At 50.0% G+C, this 15,435-nt stretch carries 24 protein-coding genes and 1 tRNA gene; 5 read left to right on the forward strand and 20 right to left on the reverse strand.

What is annotated here, in order from left to right; translation table 11 throughout:
- Nucleotides 1–29: 29 nt before the first annotated feature.
- The 7 genes from QUE74_RS16315 to QUE74_RS16345 are packed head-to-tail and all read right to left on the reverse strand — an operon-like array spanning nt 30 to nt 4,757.
- Complete coding sequence (locus QUE74_RS16315; protein ID WP_000012379.1) at nt 30–365, reverse strand: hypothetical protein; 336 nt, start codon at nt 363–365, stop codon at nt 30–32.
- Nucleotides 366–375: 10 nt separating this feature from the next.
- Nucleotides 376–813, reverse strand: a complete 438-nt coding sequence (locus QUE74_RS16320) for a Bbp16 family capsid cement protein (RefSeq protein ID WP_000627074.1) — start codon at nt 811–813, stop codon at nt 376–378.
- A 51-nt stretch (nt 814–864) separates the two neighbouring features.
- On the reverse strand, nt 865–1,851 hold the full coding sequence (locus QUE74_RS16325; RefSeq protein ID WP_000268715.1) for a major capsid protein: 987 nt from the start codon (nt 1,849–1,851) through the stop codon (nt 865–867).
- Nucleotides 1,852–1,865: 14 nt separating this feature from the next.
- Nucleotides 1,866–2,561 carry a peptidase gene (locus QUE74_RS16330; RefSeq protein ID WP_001048079.1) on the reverse strand — a complete coding sequence of 232 codons (696 nt, stop codon included), beginning with the start codon at nt 2,559–2,561 and terminating at the stop codon, nt 1,866–1,868.
- Between the two features lie 2 nt (nt 2,562–2,563).
- On the reverse strand, nt 2,564–2,860 hold the full coding sequence (locus QUE74_RS16335) for a Bbp19 family protein (protein ID WP_000133160.1): 297 nt from the start codon (nt 2,858–2,860) through the stop codon (nt 2,564–2,566).
- A complete protein-coding gene (locus QUE74_RS16340) occupies nt 2,857–4,536 on the reverse strand; it encodes a portal protein (RefSeq protein WP_000852410.1) in 1,680 nt (559 codons plus the stop codon). The genes QUE74_RS16335 and QUE74_RS16340 overlap by 4 nt, the downstream gene beginning before the upstream one ends.
- Before the next feature lie 14 nt (nt 4,537–4,550).
- Nucleotides 4,551–4,757, reverse strand: coding sequence for a hypothetical protein (locus QUE74_RS16345; protein WP_000335899.1), 207 nt, complete (start codon nt 4,755–4,757; stop codon nt 4,551–4,553).
- A gap of 427 nt (nt 4,758–5,184) precedes the next feature.
- Between QUE74_RS16345 and QUE74_RS16350 the strand changes: the two genes are divergently transcribed.
- Both QUE74_RS16350 and QUE74_RS16355 read left to right on the forward strand, forming a co-directional pair.
- A tRNA-Arg gene (locus tag QUE74_RS16350) sits at nt 5,185–5,261 on the forward strand.
- A gap of 203 nt (nt 5,262–5,464) precedes the next feature.
- Complete coding sequence (locus QUE74_RS16355; protein WP_001280571.1) at nt 5,465–5,836, forward strand: Gp49 family protein; 372 nt, start codon at nt 5,465–5,467, stop codon at nt 5,834–5,836.
- Nucleotides 5,837–5,926: 90 nt separating this feature from the next.
- On the opposite strand, the gene QUE74_RS16360 is transcribed toward QUE74_RS16355, so the two are convergent.
- The 13 genes from QUE74_RS16360 to QUE74_RS16420 form a co-directional block, all read right to left on the reverse strand.
- Nucleotides 5,927–7,402, reverse strand: coding sequence for a hypothetical protein (locus QUE74_RS16360; RefSeq protein ID WP_000132526.1), 1,476 nt, complete (start codon nt 7,400–7,402; stop codon nt 5,927–5,929).
- Entirely contained in the window at nt 7,399–8,073 is a 675-nt protein-coding gene (locus QUE74_RS16365; protein WP_001090120.1) for a terminase small subunit, read from the reverse strand. The genes QUE74_RS16360 and QUE74_RS16365 overlap by 4 nt, the downstream gene beginning before the upstream one ends.
- A gap of 40 nt (nt 8,074–8,113) precedes the next feature.
- Nucleotides 8,114–8,452: a hypothetical protein gene (locus QUE74_RS16370; RefSeq protein ID WP_001130065.1), complete on the reverse strand. Its 339-nt coding sequence runs from the start codon at nt 8,450–8,452 to the stop codon at nt 8,114–8,116.
- A complete protein-coding gene (locus tag QUE74_RS16375; RefSeq protein ID WP_001030561.1) occupies nt 8,445–8,567 on the reverse strand; it encodes a hypothetical protein in 123 nt (40 codons plus the stop codon). Before QUE74_RS16375 ends, QUE74_RS16370 begins: the two co-directional genes overlap by 8 nt.
- Nucleotides 8,567–9,352: a DUF551 domain-containing protein gene (locus QUE74_RS16380; RefSeq protein ID WP_105287364.1), complete on the reverse strand. Its 786-nt coding sequence runs from the start codon at nt 9,350–9,352 to the stop codon at nt 8,567–8,569. The genes QUE74_RS16375 and QUE74_RS16380 overlap by 1 nt, the downstream gene beginning before the upstream one ends.
- Nucleotides 9,353–9,362: 10 nt before the next feature.
- Entirely contained in the window at nt 9,363–9,560 is a 198-nt protein-coding gene (locus QUE74_RS16385) for a hypothetical protein (RefSeq protein WP_000360279.1), read from the reverse strand.
- Between the two features lies 1 nt (nt 9,561).
- Nucleotides 9,562–9,783: a hypothetical protein gene (locus tag QUE74_RS16390; protein ID WP_000013838.1), complete on the reverse strand. Its 222-nt coding sequence runs from the start codon at nt 9,781–9,783 to the stop codon at nt 9,562–9,564.
- A gap of 1 nt (nt 9,784) precedes the next feature.
- Nucleotides 9,785–10,345: an ead/Ea22-like family protein gene (locus QUE74_RS16395; protein WP_425341894.1), complete on the reverse strand. Its 561-nt coding sequence runs from the start codon at nt 10,343–10,345 to the stop codon at nt 9,785–9,787.
- 340 nt (nt 10,346–10,685) lie between these two features.
- On the reverse strand, nt 10,686–11,033 hold the full coding sequence (locus QUE74_RS16400; RefSeq protein WP_001231263.1) for a DUF1064 domain-containing protein: 348 nt from the start codon (nt 11,031–11,033) through the stop codon (nt 10,686–10,688).
- A 117-nt stretch (nt 11,034–11,150) separates the two neighbouring features.
- On the reverse strand, nt 11,151–11,936 hold the full coding sequence (locus QUE74_RS16405) for a replication protein P (RefSeq protein WP_001066741.1): 786 nt from the start codon (nt 11,934–11,936) through the stop codon (nt 11,151–11,153).
- Nucleotides 11,933–12,748 (reverse strand): DnaT-like ssDNA-binding domain-containing protein, encoded by an 816-nt coding sequence (locus QUE74_RS16410; RefSeq protein WP_042007212.1) that lies wholly within the window; start codon nt 12,746–12,748, stop codon nt 11,933–11,935. Before QUE74_RS16410 ends, QUE74_RS16405 begins: the two co-directional genes overlap by 4 nt.
- Nucleotides 12,749–12,829: 81 nt before the next feature.
- On the reverse strand, nt 12,830–12,964 hold the full coding sequence (locus tag QUE74_RS16415) for a hypothetical protein (protein WP_286332256.1): 135 nt from the start codon (nt 12,962–12,964) through the stop codon (nt 12,830–12,832).
- A gap of 150 nt (nt 12,965–13,114) precedes the next feature.
- Entirely contained in the window at nt 13,115–13,345 is a 231-nt protein-coding gene (locus tag QUE74_RS16420) for a hypothetical protein (protein ID WP_001282459.1), read from the reverse strand.
- A gap of 154 nt (nt 13,346–13,499) precedes the next feature.
- Between QUE74_RS16420 and QUE74_RS16425 the strand changes: the two genes are divergently transcribed.
- From QUE74_RS16425 to QUE74_RS16435, 3 genes are all read left to right on the forward strand, one after another.
- Nucleotides 13,500–14,084 (forward strand): helix-turn-helix domain-containing protein, encoded by a 585-nt coding sequence (locus QUE74_RS16425; RefSeq protein ID WP_000836290.1) that lies wholly within the window; start codon nt 13,500–13,502, stop codon nt 14,082–14,084.
- 153 nt (nt 14,085–14,237) lie between these two features.
- Nucleotides 14,238–14,399, forward strand: coding sequence for a hypothetical protein (locus QUE74_RS16430; RefSeq protein ID WP_001198619.1), 162 nt, complete (start codon nt 14,238–14,240; stop codon nt 14,397–14,399).
- Nucleotides 14,396–15,430, forward strand: a complete 1,035-nt coding sequence (locus tag QUE74_RS16435) for a coiled-coil domain-containing protein (protein WP_001292931.1) — start codon at nt 14,396–14,398, stop codon at nt 15,428–15,430. Before QUE74_RS16430 ends, QUE74_RS16435 begins: the two co-directional genes overlap by 4 nt.
- Nucleotides 15,431–15,435: the final 5 nt, after the last annotated feature.

Consider the following 15,435-nt stretch of genomic DNA (forward strand, 5'->3'; position numbering starts at 1 on the left):
GCCGAAGCCCCTTGTCTGATTCGCGAGGCTTACACGCCCAGTTCTTTACGCTTATCTGCGATCTTCTCGCGGAGCGTTTCGGCTTTGGCGTTATGGTGTGGCTCCTCGTTAAAGAGCAATTCGTACTCTTCACGGAGCTTATCCAGTTCACCATCATCTGACACATCGTTGATGATTTTGGTGCTGGTTGCTGCCATAGTCACCTTTCCTGCTACCTTTGCTTTTGCCTGTCTGGCTGCATCGTTAACAGGTTCCAGTGCGCTACCAGGCTCACCTTCGTATTCGATTTCTGCCCCCTCCGGCCACAGAGTGTTATGGATATGAGAGAGGCGCATAACGCGGTATCTTGGTTTCTCACCTGACATCGATATCACCTTAACCAGTTACTTTTGAGCGGATCGGATACGGCGTATTGGCATCAACATCAAGACTGATACCAGCAGTGAATTCGCCAGCCGTTAGTGGGCCAGTTGCGACGGAGTAGTTAACACGCAGATATCGCTGAACACCGGCAGGCACCTTTGCAGAAACAACTCGTTTACCTGCTGTCAGGGCGGTCTTTGCCAGTGCGCCACTATCATAAATAGTGGTCCATGAGCTGTTATTCTCACTCGTCTGCAACTGGATGTTTACAGTTGCATCACCGCTTGCCGCGGCGGCTGTGTTAACCAGCGCCCAAAACTCAAGCGGGTAACCCACGCCGATATCACGACGTTTTCCGTCAATTGGACCGAGATCGATTACGTCAGTAGAAGCCGCGGTATTCGTAACCGCCTGAGCTTCGGAGAACATCAACAGTTTGTCGGTGATCATCTTCTTTCTCCATTAGTGGGTCTGTTACGACCCACAGGTTAATAACAGGCGTTACACCACGCGGGCTTCTGTTTCCAGAAGCGCATCAGTTTCACGGATTGGTACACCACGGAATGAAGTCCACCACTCGCCTTCTGTCTCTTTTACGCTGATCGCCAGAGATGTTTTCTCCAGAGATTGCAGATCAAGAGCCTGGCCTACAGTGCGGTTCATGTAGAACACCGGGCGGCCCATGCCACGGTTTGGAATGCGATGCAGTGCTTTAACCATCAACTTCGCAATATTTGCGGCAGAGGAAGGTTCTGAAAGATTGCTGACATCGATGTTTGCAATGCGAACAACATAACGCCAGTCACGCAGAGCAAGTCCGTTATCCCATTTATAATGGGTGCGATAGCCTTCGTACTTGCCGCCATTAGCATCTTCCAGTGTCACCTGGCCTTTATCTTCCATCTGGATGCCAGCCTTCTGCCCTTTCGGGAAGATGCCATGCACGGTGTTTTCGCCCCACACCACTAACCAGATTGAGGTGTTATCTGTACCCGTGCCACCAGCATCAATGATGTTCTGAGCATTACCCGCAGACAGGCTGGAATAGCGGGAGGACAGTCCCATAAACTGCTGAGGGTTAACGCTGGAATCACCATAAAACAGCGTCTGCGCCATCTGCTGATTCATCGCTTCAATAAATGCGCGGTCTTCAGACAGGCGGAATTCGGCGGTATTGCCGTTCAGATCAGCCAGTGACTTATCGACTTCAGCATAGGTTTCCAGCATGCCAACGGAATCGGTTACCTGCACTGTGGTTGATTTGCTTGGCTGTACGCCATAGTTCAGCAAACGCCAGGTAGCTGAAGGTAAACCAGAACGAATGGTGGTTCGGTGTCCGGTAGGAAGGTTCCCTTCGACAAAAGGCATATCCTGAAGGATCGGGTTAGTTTGACCGAGAAGCTCGATAATCTTATCGACTTTCCCGTTTGGATCGACGCGCTTACCCCAGTCAGCCAGCGTTAGCGCAGTTAAGCCTTTAACAGCCATTGTCATTTCCTCTCTTATTTGCCATAGAGCACTTCGGCCGCACTACGCTGGCCTTCATTACCACCGGTGACCATGCCATCTTCAGACATCGCCTTTCCGATTTTCACGAACGTTTTGACCAGATCAGGGTGATTACCCAGCCCGGTGGTGTTCAGATATTCTTTGAGTTCAGGTGTCCCGAACTGGTCAAGCGCACGCTGTGCGGCGCTAAGGTTAGAAATCAACTTGTCGCCACCGATTTCTTTGTCAGCTTTTACATCAGCAGCCCACTGCTCGGTTGTTTTCTGCCAGGCTTCTGCCTGGCGCTGCTGCACACCTGCCAGAATCTTCGGATAAGCATCAACCAGCTTTTGCGCTTGCTCGTTGGTCAGGTTAAGTTCTCGCGCCACCGGCTCGAATTCCTTCAACGCTTCTGTATCCAGCTCTACGCCTTCGGCAGCCTGAAACTCGTACTTCTCAGGCGCACCCTCTGGTTTATCGCCGTCCTTTTTTTCATCCTGCTTATCGTTTTCAGGCTTTTTGTCATCAGCAGGTTTATCGCCATCAGCAACAGGTTGTGGCTTATCACCTTCCGATTGTGATGGATCACCAACTGGAGCAGGGTTATCACCTGCAGGCGCTGACGGTTCTGACGCAGCCGGAGCTGCTCCACCATCGACTGGTTGCTCATTGCAAAGACGGCGATACAGCAAACGCTCAAATAAATTCATGATCACTCCTGTTCACTGGCCTCTTTGGCCATCTTCAAATACTGTTCAGGGCAATGCGCCATAACGCGCTGAAACAGTTCCAGCGCCAGATTGCGTTGCCCCTCATTAAATGCCATTGCCATAGCATCCATCGGAGAGATAGCGGAAAACACCCGGCCTTTCTCCAGCACAGACCAGACAACGCGACGCCCCTGTTCACTGCTCATGACAAAGCGAATGTCATCAATTTCACGTTGTGCCATGTCACGTTGCTTACGGGCGTTTTCTTCTTTCAGTTGATCGTCTTCGTAATCTGTCATTGTGATTGCCCACCCTGACCACTAACTGCATTCGCCATAGCTGACAAAACACTCGGATCCGAAGTTTTAGCTTCGCTTAGCGTCTTGGCACCCTGTGCCGCCGCCATCCCCATCTCCATCATTTGTTGCTGCTGTTGTTGCTGTGCCCGTTGCTGGCGAGCCTGCTCAACCTGTTCCTGCGGAACAATGACGGTTGGAGACACTCCGGACATATCAGCGAATGCATCGATTGCCTGATCAACGTTGAGTTTGTCGAGAGCTTCTGGTTTCGCTTGCGCAAGTTGACCAATGAAGTTGACCGTAGACGCCAGACTGGACAGGCCGATAGACTTCTGCGCCTGAGCCATGACGGAAATGTATTCGACCTTCAGGGGCATACCTTCCATCGCGTCAGGCGGGGGCGGCAGCATGTTTTTACGCACCATCATCGAGAAAGCGCGGTCAATGAGAGGATTAAGACATTCGTCGTTCAGACGCTCCAGAACCGGCCCCAACATCAGAAGTTTTTCTTCTTTCATTTCGATCACCGCTTCAACAGGCATCGAACGGGTATTGATGTTCTGCAACATCATGAACAGATCGACAAAGTAGGCACTGTTAATGATTTGACGAGTGTCCTGAATGTCTGCCACCAGATCTGCTGTACTGGGGTTAACCAGATAAGCAGGCCTGAAACCATCCTGACCAGTAATCTGATCGATATACGTGATGTCGCCAGGAAGAAGGGAGGCGCGCTGATTCTTGAGGGAAGTCGGAGCAATCATCGGCGGATTGGTGGCTTTATCAATCAACTGCGACTTGCGCTTCTGGAGAAGCTGCAATGCCTTAACAGGTCCAAGCGCCAGCATACCCGGGCATGATGATCCATAAACATCTTCGCCGTTAACTTCCCAGCGCGGAGCCATAATTGGAAACTCATCGAATCCTGACTCACGCAACAACTTGTCGTTATCACCGCCAACCTCGTAATAAACCGATTTGAATGGCTTGTTCTTGCTATCCAGCTTCGATGTATCGCGGTCAATGTTCGGGTAAACCGAATGCATCACTTCAATCCACTTCTCGTAGGTGCCGCTTTCCCACATGCTTTTTACGGATTCGCTGACGTTATTTAGCCCGAACTCCTGAACAAGCTGACGAACAGTCATAGAGAACTTGCGAAAACAGGTGTCCACACTGCCACGAGGTGAGTTAGCCAGGTAGTAACTGCCTATCGGGAATGGCATTGTGCGAATGATGTCATCGTCATCCTCCAGTACCGCCATTGCACCAGTGCTGTATGTGCCGAGGCTTCCGTATAACTGCGGCAGCGACTGATAGAGATTCGACTTATTGAACATATCGTTCATGCGGTTCTGCACCGCCTCAAGCCACAACTTAACAGGGCCATAATCCATCATTTCAGGATCTGGCGTAGCCAGGCGAAACCACGGACGCGCGGGGCTTGTGATGCCTGACATCATGCCGCTGGCGAGAGTGCGCGCCGCCATAGTCCCGGTCGAATCAATAATGCGTGTATTGCGTCGATCGTTACGGTTGACCTCAGAAGTCAGAAAGCGGGAACCACGCGGGTTGATGTAATCACTCAACTCGCGCCAGTGCGGCTCGAACGACTGACGCTCGCTTTCAAGTTGTGCGAACTGTTTGTTCAATCGCTCTTTAGTTGTTTCCGCCATTTCAATGACTCCGGTTACTGACCAAGCAGCGTTTTACCGCTGGTATTAGCGGTTGATGTGTCACCCTGAGAACCGGTAAGCAGCGTAGAACTACGACCAGCAGCAGCGCGACGGCGACGTGTTTCTTCGTCGCGGGCATCAACAACGGCGGCATCCTGCTCCTGTGGTGCTGCCTGAACTTCTGGTGTTGCAGGCACTGATGGTGAGCTACCCATGCACATATCAATGACTCCGTACGCAATTAAATTATTACCAATTTAACCACATATGATTTATTTATCGTAGACAGTTGACATTTAACGCACGAATTATTACCTTTCAGGTAAGCAGAGAGTGCATTCCTGTTATTAACCTGACTGGCTTGTCGTTAAATTGAACAGGTGGAGTGAGATTTTATTTTGAGCAGTACGGCGTATGGCACATGCGCCGATAGCGGTCTGGATACGTTTAATGGGCACCCTCCCTTGCTCGGGCAAACGAACCAGGTAGCCGGAATGTGCAAGTCGAGCGGTTTTATTCCGCGCACGGGGATTCACCATCCCGGCGATTCGGTGTGACGCCTCGGAAGAGACGAGGGTGCAACGATGAGAGCATTTATGGAGCCGCGACAAAGTGTGGCGCCTTAACAGGCTAAGTGCTCTCAGCGTTGTGGCATTAGCTCAGTTGGACAGAGCAACCGCCTTCTAAGCGGTCGGTCGCAGGTTCGAATCCTGCATGCCACGCCAGAATCACGCCTAAGGACCGTGATGCCAGAAGTTCCAGGGGCTTGGCGGTGATGGTTTCCCTTGAAGGACTATCACCGCCCTTTTTACAGCAGGACGCCATTGCGATGGCTTCATGCTGTAAACCAGTACAGCCACGGAAGGCATAACTCATTGCTTCCAGTTCGCCCGGTTCGCCGGGCATTTTTTTAAGGTGAGATTAGACTATGAGTGACAAAGACATTGAATCTGAAATTCAGGCTAAAGGTTTAGCCGCGCCGCGCGTTACGCCAGACCATATCGAGAGTATTATTGCTCAGGAGGCATATTTCACAGCAGAAGATGGTATCTTTGGCGTAGCCATAAAAGCGAAACATACTGGCGGAGAGGTAAACTACCAGCCGCACGAATCACTTTCTCTGCTGACGTTCTGCGTTCTGGTGCTGCGCAATGGCTTCACCGTCACCGGAGAGAGCGCCTGTGCAAGCCCGGAAAACTTTGATGCGGAAATTGGTCGGAAGATTGCCCGGCAGAATGCTGTAAACAAAATCTGGATGCTTGAAGGTTACTTGCTGAAGCAGAAGTTAAGCGAGCAATAACACCGTGACATGTCACAAACAGCCAGCCGATGAGCTGGCTTTGTTTTATCCTCACCAGAGGATATCTCCGTCATTATCCCCGCTAACGGATTAAGCATAGGGATCGTAATCTGTAATGGCCTTGCCTTGCTGGTTCTGCTGCCCGGGAATTCGCAGACGCTTAGACACAGGGAACGCAAACGTCAGCAGTAGCGCATCGCCTTTACCCGGCGAACGCCCAAGCCGCTCCTTGATATCTTCCTTCGGTTCGATAACGATTTTACCGTCCACTCGAACTTTGTACTCTGCCGCCGACAGGTCGTCCGCTGTTTCCTGGTCATCCAGCATGCCGCCCAGCCTCAGCCATGTCTTGCATGAGTTGAACATCTCCCCACGCTTGTTGAGCATCTGCGGGTCAGTAGACGCGCCACCGAACGGAACAAGTTGCCATGTGCGCCCCCAACCGTCACCGATTGACTTCAGCCCGGTACCGTAACCGAAGTCGATGAACACCGCGTCAGCCTGATACTGGTCTTCAAAGTCAGCGATACGCTTCGCCATAATCAGATCATCAGTGGTCTTGTTGCCGGTCCACAGCACCTTACTATGCAGCCCCTGCCGCAGGTATATCACAGCGTCATCAACGCCGGAGTATGCCGGGTCAACGCCGATTATCACCGGAGCATGTGCAACCTGCGCAGCGGTTACCACCCGTTTCATTGCCTCGTCAGTAAGTCCGGTAGGGATAAACTGCAATTCAGATGCATCCGGGAATATGCCGCGCACACGGATTTTAACGAAGTCGCTGTCTTCCCCGTAGTCATCAACCCATTTCTGCAACTGCTGTTTGTTAGTGCCTTCCACCGTCCGGCTGTCAATCTGCGCAGTTTTCCAGCGGTGTTTATATTTGCGGAAACATTCGCGGAAACGCCCGGTGTTACGTGTAGGGTTTCCGAACGCCACCCAGATAATCTCAGTGTCTTCGTCCGTAAGCGCACCCTCAGCAACTTCCCACACCAGATCCGCAATGTTCGACGCTTCATCGAATACCACGATGATGCGTTTGCGCTCGTTGTGTAGTCCGGCGAATGCCTCAGTGTTGTGCTCAGACCAGGGGATTGCGTCAGCTCGCCACCGCTTGTCGTGCCCAGGATCATTGCTGTACATCGCGGTAGCGGTACAGGTAAACCAGTCTTTCGTGATAGCAAGGTTCGACCACTTGATAATTTCCGGCCAGGTCTTCGTTCGTAGCTGGTTGTCGGTGTTGGCGGTCACCACGACCTTACAATCCTCGCAAGTGGACATGCCCCAGTTGATCAGCATTGAGATGAATGCGGATTTACCAATACCGTGACCAGAAGCGCGTGCCAGCATAAGCGGCTGATAGCGCGTCGCTGGATTCTGCAGGTGATCACGTATCTCTCGGAACGCATCAGCCTGCCACTGACGTGGGCCGGTAGCATGTGCCAGTTCAGTCCCTTCTTCCCCCCACGGGAACGCATAGAGGGCATAGCCAAGCGGATCGTGAGTGAACCCTGCAATATCCTCGATCAACTGCTCTTCAGGAGATAACGCTGTATCTGTCACTGATTACCATCCTGACGTTCTTTGAGTCGCTTCCTGGCTGCTGCTATGCGATCAGCAATTGTCACATTCACATTAACATCCAGACGTTCTTTGAACGCGTTGACATCAACATGCTTACCAATCAGCTCAAGGTTCTTCACCTTGTCAGGCCATTTAATTTTTTTGAGGATTGTCTCTATCGAATCCTCGTTCATGTTCATGATGGTCGACGACAGATCAAAGCCACTAAGCGTAGTGCGCCAGATTTTCGGCCACTCACGGATTGGTTTAAGGCTCCCATCGTCGTTGAGGATGTCGATCACGTCCATCTGGTCGATCTCCACCAGGCGCATGAGAACGTAATCAGCACTGACGCGCATTCGTTTGTTGCGCTCCTCCATCAACTCGGCAATCCGTTTCTGAATGCGTTCATCGCGCATCATGACACTGGCTTTAACTGCCGCTGTGTTTGGGGAGAATCCTGCGTTAATCGCTGCCTGAGTCTGGTTTTCAGGCGTTTTGATGTATGACTGGCAATAAGCCTCCTGCATTGCTGTGAGCGGCTTAAATTGCGTTGATTTGCGTTTATAGGTTTTAGGTTCAGCAGGCATCATAACCACCGTGGTAATAGTTACCGTTGTGGTAATAGTACCATGCAAAATAAAGCCGCCATAGTTGGCGGCAGTATTCAAAATCCATCAAATTCATCATGCATAATCTACTCGTGACATGTCACACTATTAATTTCGTTTCATGCCAGCCTTTAGTCACCCAGCATTGCGAGTCACCATTACACGGGCATGAATTAACTGGAACTCTCTCGCCGCACTTACCGCAACGTTTTCTGCTGATCGATTTTATACGCCCGCGCACGCGTGCATCATCCTGGCGGATCAGTAACGCGATGTATTCGCTCATTTCATACGGCGCACGACCAGGGCGACGGGCGGCACAGTTACGCTCCAGCATTTCCTGCTCCTGCTTATCCAGCACCAGTTCAATTTTGCGCTCACCGGCGGCGGACTGCCGAGCGCGCTGCGCGGCTTTGCGTTCTGCGGGGGATTTAGCCACGAATCGCACTCCACGCCAGATTGATTAATGACTCCCAGGCAATATAAACCCGGATACCAGCAGCCAGGCCGAAACCAATCACCATGGCATAAAGCAGAGCGTTGCACTTGTTCATTACTTCACCTCCTGCGGCGGTTCCGGTAGCGGCATCCAGTGAGTTGCCTGCTCAATACCATTACCCGGCTTAATCGTTGCTTCTCCTCGCCGGAATGTGCTTCCGGTATAGCGTGCGGAGCATATTAGCGGTTCAACCAGAGAGCTGTCGAAATTCACCGAAATAAGCACGTTCTTGTTCTTTTCCGGCATTCGCTCACTACAGCTTATCCAACTATCCGGAGTTGCCGGATAGTTGCCAAATAGCTCGTTCAACTTGTAAGTTTGGCTTACGGGTTCGGCACCATGAAGCATGGCGTCGCTCCGCTCTATGCCATCCAGCGCGATTCGCAGTGCCTGAATTGTGGTAATGCTATCGTTTGGGGCTATTCCATATCGCTCGAATACAGCGATATGACCGCGCATAATCTCAGGCGTAAGCTCTTTGTAAGCATAAGCAAGCGACCCTGATGCATCATCCGGCACAACCGACGCAGGCGCGGCAGCATAAACAGGAATAACGTCCGCTTGCTCTTTATTGCTTTCATCCGTTAAAGCCCAGAATAATTTCCCGGCCGGATGTTTGAAAATATAAGCAACTGGTTCTGCTTCCAGCGATGCCAGCACGATACGCGCCAGCTCACGCACAACTTCCGGCGGCGCGTAACGGTCATTCAGGTCATCCCACAGGCGTAGCATGTTATCGCTACCAGGGTGAACATCCTCGTTAGTTCCGGCCAGCGCACTAATAACCTCATCGGCTGCTTCAATAATTTTCTGTGCCTGTTCTCTGGTAATAGTGGTCATTTGTTATGCCTCAATACACGAAATCTGTTTTAAATTCATGGTTACATTCTGGACAGCATGTTTCGTAACCTTTTATTTCTTCACATGCCTGTTTAGCTCCAGAAAACTCCCAGAAATCAGCATCACAAAGCAGATCGAAATTGTGACCGCATTTTGGGCATTCGGTATCAAGTGACAGATTCCAGTAAGCAGTGGTGTTTTTATCCATATCAGTCTCCTTTACCCGCTGCTTTCTCCTGCTCTTTAGCAAGCCGCTCCGCTTCTCTGAAATCCCAGTCAACTCGACGTGCTATATCAATTGCAGAACGCACGGTACGTTCAATTAGCGTATCCAGATTATCGATTGTCATTGCCATATCTGGATTGCGAGATAAAATCTCCGCCCTCTGAATCTGCCAGTTGTTGCAGGTTTCAAGTAATGAGTTAGCCATATCACTTTCCTTTGATGCGAATGCCAGCGGCGCGGGGCACATTAACTTCCACGATGCGCACAGTTGGTTTGTACATCTCAATCGCAGTCAGCCAGTCAGCGCCAGTCATGCGCTTTTCTGCATCGCCATTAGTCCACTTAACCGGTACACCAATAGCCTTCATCGCGATTTCTATTTCCCCGGCAATGGCGCTTTTTCCGCAACCAGTAAAACCAGATACAACGACCAGAACTTCACCTTTGGCTGGTTTTATTTCCCGCGCTTCCAGTTCTGCTATGCGCTTACTTCCATCCGAGATAACACCTTCGTAATACTCACGCTGCTCGTTGAGTTTTGATTTTGCTTCCTCAAGCTCAACTCTCAGCTTCCCTACCGTTAGCGCAATATCCTCGTTCTCCTGGTCACGGCGTTTGATGTATTGCTGGTTTCTTTCCCGTTCATCCAGTAGTGCCAGCACGGTTTCTGGTCCGGCCAGAAATTTGAAGGCGTTGAGCGCATCAATATCCACACCGTAATCTTTAAGTTCCTGTTCACTTAACAAATCATCATCAGCTGGCAACATTAACAGGCGTTCCATTGCTGGAATTGCACGTTTCGCCGCCAGCGCCGAAAACTTCTCGTGTGCCAACTTAACAGCCGAATCAGCCTGTTTAATTGACTCAATGGCTCTCTGGTTGTCTTCGTCCTGCGCATTAGCACGCACCAGTTGCACTTCCAGTTGCGTTGCCAAATCGCTGATCAGCTTTGCCACACTGCGCATATCAACGGCACCACATTCTGCTTTCAGTTCCGAAGCCATCTCATGCCCGGCGGAAACTAACCCTTTGATATTACTTTCCATCTTTACCCTCGCTTATCCACATAACTTATTGATTACATTGATAACTAAAAAGATCGTCGATTCAGAACTCTTCGATGTTCCAGCCACCACCTGCTTTCTTTGGCTTAACCGTTACCCCGATGATTCGGAACGGATACTGATCTGCGGCGACTTTGGTTTTCACTCTGGCGTCATCGGTCCAGAATCCCCCTTTCACTTCGTGCAGCTCCATCTCGCCGGTGGCGAGCATCACAGCGAAATCGGGCGTATAGAACGTGTTGTCAGCTAACCGCAGCTTGATACCCTCGAATCGATACCAGGCGATTTCCCCTGCACGTTTACGCTGCTCAAGGTGCTGGCAATACGCAGATTCTGTTTTGTTCATCTGGCCTGTTTTGAGTCGACCAAGAGCCTGTATCTGTTTTCTCATGATTTACCTCTGAGGTAATTAAAAACCACATAAGACACTAAATCAATAGAGTTTAGAATATTTTGTTACCTTATAGGTAATTATTGAGACGTAAAAAAATGCGCTATCGCGCTGGTATTACTTGATAAATCCTGCCGCCTTTCCCCGCCTGTATTCCTCCATTAGCCACTGCGCCGGTGTTATTCCCCCCAGGGTGGCGGCGTTAGGCATACACCCGAAACTTCGCCCTGGTGGATGGTAAACGTCTCTCCCTGTGTCCGGAGGCGTACTCATGGGCTCTGGCTTTGCCTGTATGCTGATCACCGGATCGGGTATCTGCTGTCCGGAAGCCACCTTTTTCGCCCAATCATCGAGCAGCCTGCGCGCGTGTTTCTCAACCTCAATCTCGCTAAGCTGGCGCTGATACATTGCACGGCGGGTATCACATACGACCCAGTACATAACCGGATGTCGCCACGGGAATCTTTCGGGACCACCAGGATATAAACTTTTTTCCTTGCTGTACCGGTGAAACTCCGCCATCACATCGTCAATGGTGACGCCAAGAACCATCTTGCTGTCTTTACACCACTTGATGAATTGCCCTGGCGACGGCCAGAACGGAGACTCACTGGCGCGAGCGTGGCGCATACCAGCAGAAACCTGTTCACGGGTTCGGATCCCACCTTCGGCAAACGCAGCAATCCACTGCTGTTTTGCAGCAACTTCCTGCTCTGGCGTCTTCAGGTTGGTTACTACTGCCGCCGGAAACAGTTGTTTCAGCTGTTTGAAAAGGGCATCAACAAGCCTCTCTGCTGACATGTTCACCACATTGTCATTGTTGACGTATTGATGCTCATAACCTGACATGCGAGAAAGGGCTTCTCCGTCACGGTTTTGTATCGCGGTAAAAACGTTGTTCACAAGAAATCCTCCCACGCTTCAGGGCTGTTCCAGTGCGGAACGTTGTTATCAGGTAATGTTGATTGCTTCTGTCTGCTAATCTGCAGCCGCCTTGCCAGCTTCTGCTCCCACTGTGCCTGATGGTATGCCTTACCCTCAGCCATCCAGTAAATTCTGAACTCTGCAAGTTCCTGTGCCGTTGGCAGACTGTCCAGGTAGATTCCCTGCAATGAGCTTTTCCGAAGAAAGTCATCTGATGGTTGCCATTGTTCATGCATGACAAATTTGCCTAATTGCCCTGGCCCACCAGGAGGAACAAAGTTATTCATCACGGCGTTGTTTGCGCCGGGGTCATGAGGCACAGAATCCCCGGTTTTTGTCCTGCTCCCCCTCTCTTGGTTAAATGACTGGTTATATGACTGGTTCTGGATCCCGTTTTTGGGATCATTCAACATCCCGTTTTTGGGATCATTCAACATCCCGTTTTTGGGTATATTCCCGTTTTCGGTAACATTTCCGTTTTCGGGTTCATTACTCCCTTCCCGGTTGCCTTTAATGTTCCCGTTTTTGGTTATATTAAGAGAGAAAACCCGCACTCTTTTCGTCGCTCCCTTTCTCTCTCCGGTATCTGAAATAAGCCCCATTTTCATGAGCGATATAAGCCCGGCCTGCACGGTTTTTTTATTCAGGCAAGTGTCTTTAACGAGGCGTTCTATGCTGGGGTAGCAGAGGTTATATTCATCGGCTCTGTCAGCCATCGAGAGCAGTATGAGCTTTAATGATGAGCTGCCTGGATCTGTCTCCCAGGCCCAATCTGTTGCATGTCTGCTCATGATTAATCTCCGCTATCAGCTTGAATGTTGTGGGGAGGAATTAATCATGATCTGCTTAATCTCTGCCCTAATGCGACGGTTTTATTCCATGGTGCACTCAACACAGTGTCCGTTGTAAACCCAGCGTTCACTGTCATGTCCGTGCTTACATGGTTTTCCGGTGTAGTAGCGTTTAAGTCCGCGCTTTGCGGCATCAATACGTGTAATGATTTCCATGGTAAGCCCTGTTATTAGTATTGGGATTACGGTTATTTTGTGCTGACACAAAAAAAAGATCAACCAGATTTGGTTTTTTATTACCTTTAAGGTACGAATAGATATGAAAAGACCGCCGGATGGCGGTCTACAGAGGGTTGTAGCTGGATATCATGAGTAGAAGAAGTATGCCAGTTCTGCTTTTGAGCGCAGCCATTGTCTTGTTTTACAGGCTTTAAAAAGCCCATTCATCAATACTTTACCTGGCATTTTTCGCTTACCTGTTAAGTGAGTCTGGATATAGTGACTCGTCGTTCCGGCTTCCTGTGCGAAGGCTTCACGCTCATCCGGAGTAAGTGCAAGCCAGTGCTTTTTGAAATCGAAATGTCCGTTATCGCTCATAGCTATTGCCTGATATTTATTTCAGATAATAAATATTCACCCATAAGGTAACAAAAATCAAGGATAGTTACCTATGAGGTGCATTTACCTGTTGGGTAATATTGCTTTAAATTGAATCATCTACTGATTCATATATGAGGCGATTTTCCAGAAAATGAAAAGTATCCAGGACGTCCGCAGGCAAAATCTCAACGACTTGATCGACCGTGAATTCAATGGTGTTCAGACGCGGATGGCAGAAAAACTTGGAACTCAGGCAAATCTGGTAAACCGCTGGGCTCTTGGCAAGAAGGTTATCGGCGACCAGGTTGCGCGAAAAATTGAAGCTGCCGCCAATAAACCCCGTAACTGGCTTGATATCGATCGCTCGCTTTCTCAGGAAGGTTTTCAGCCTGTCGGCCCAAGCGACATTGGTCAGCTGGCGGCTCACAACCTGGAACGCTGGATGAGCGAAAGCCGCGACCTTTCAACACAGGGAAAACTTCACCGCGCATCCGGCGTCGCCCAGGTGACAATCAGCCGCCTGTTAAACAATGAGGTCAGCGTTTCCATTTCCACCCTGGAGAATGTTGCATCTGCATTCGGGCGTCACGGATATGAACTACTGATTCATCCGCATGACCCTGCAACTATCAACTATGACCGCTCGCGCTACGCATTGTTACCTGAAACAGAGAAGGCAAAGATCGAAAGTTACATTGAATTTGTCATCAACCAGAACGAAAAAAACAAACAATAAAATCATATTTTTCAGTAAGTAAGCCGCCTTATGGCGGCTTTTTTATTGCCTATTCGATTACCTAACGGGTAATTTTTTTAACTCATATCTATTGACATCAAACCAGATACGCATAATTATTACCTCAACGGTAACAGACCGAGGTAACAAGTTATGCAGTGGAAAATCATCAACGGTTGGTACTGCGTTACTGCATGCGGATTCATGAGCTGGAAGTTCCGCACCTTACAGGAAGGCATTAAGTGGGCTTTCGTCAGCAAAGAAGCTCGCGATGTGGCCAACGATAACGAGATATGGGAGGAGGTTAGCAAATGAGTGAATTATCAATCATCGAAATCACACCAGACATGGCACCAAGAATTTACGTTGAAAAAGGGCTGGAAAAGTTTCTCGAGCAGATCCGTGAAGGTGTTAATGAAGTGCCTGACATTAGCACAGACAAAGGCAGAAAGCGCATTGCATCTCTGGCTGCGAAGGTTTCAAGAAGTAAAACAGCGGTAGAAAAACCAGGACGTGATTATCTGAAACGCCTGAAAGAACAGCCGAAAGTAGTTGAAGCAGAGTTACGACGCTTCGTAACCGAATGCGATCGGCTTCGTGATGAAGTACGCCGCCCACTCACCGAGTGGGAAAATGCGGAGAAATTACGCACTGAAGCACTGCAACAACGCCTGACAAATTTGCGAGCACTAGCTGACGTGATCGATCTCTCCGGAAACTACTTGCCATCATCTGATATTCAGGAACGAATTCAAGAGGCTAAATCAGTAGCACTTGATGAAAGTTGGCAGGAGTACGCAGCAGAAGCTGGAGTAGCCAAGGATTCAACCATCCAGAAACTGGAAGAATCACTCGCAGTAGCTCAAAAACGCGAGCATGAAGCCGCTGAGCTGGAGCGACTTCGCAAAGAAGCGGAGGAAAAAGCGCGCATTGAGCGAGAAGAGAATATCCGCCGGGAAGCTGCTGAACAGGCCAGGCTCGAAGCTGAACAAAAAGCGAAAGCTGAAATTGAGGCTGCGGAACGCCTGGCGGCGGAAGAAAAAGCACGTGCTGAAGTAGCAGAACGTCAGCGAATTGAAGCAGAGCAGCGTGCACGACGCGAAAAAGAAGAAGCCGTTGCCGAGGAACGCCGACGCCAAGAGGCGGCAGAAAAAGCCCGCCTTGACGAACAGAAGCGTATCGCCGACGAAGAATCGCGCCGAGCTGCAGATAAAGAGCATCGCCGTACCGTTAACAGCAGAGTAATCGCAGATCTGATAGCCCAAGGCATTCCCGAAGAATTCGCGCAGAAAGCAATGTTGGCTATCGCTGGCGGCAAAGTGCAGGACGCGTATATCAAATATTGAGGTGG

Source organism: Escherichia sp. 10290, from assembly GCF_030295155.1.
GTDB classification, from domain to species: domain Bacteria; phylum Pseudomonadota; class Gammaproteobacteria; order Enterobacterales; family Enterobacteriaceae; genus Escherichia; species Escherichia coli_F.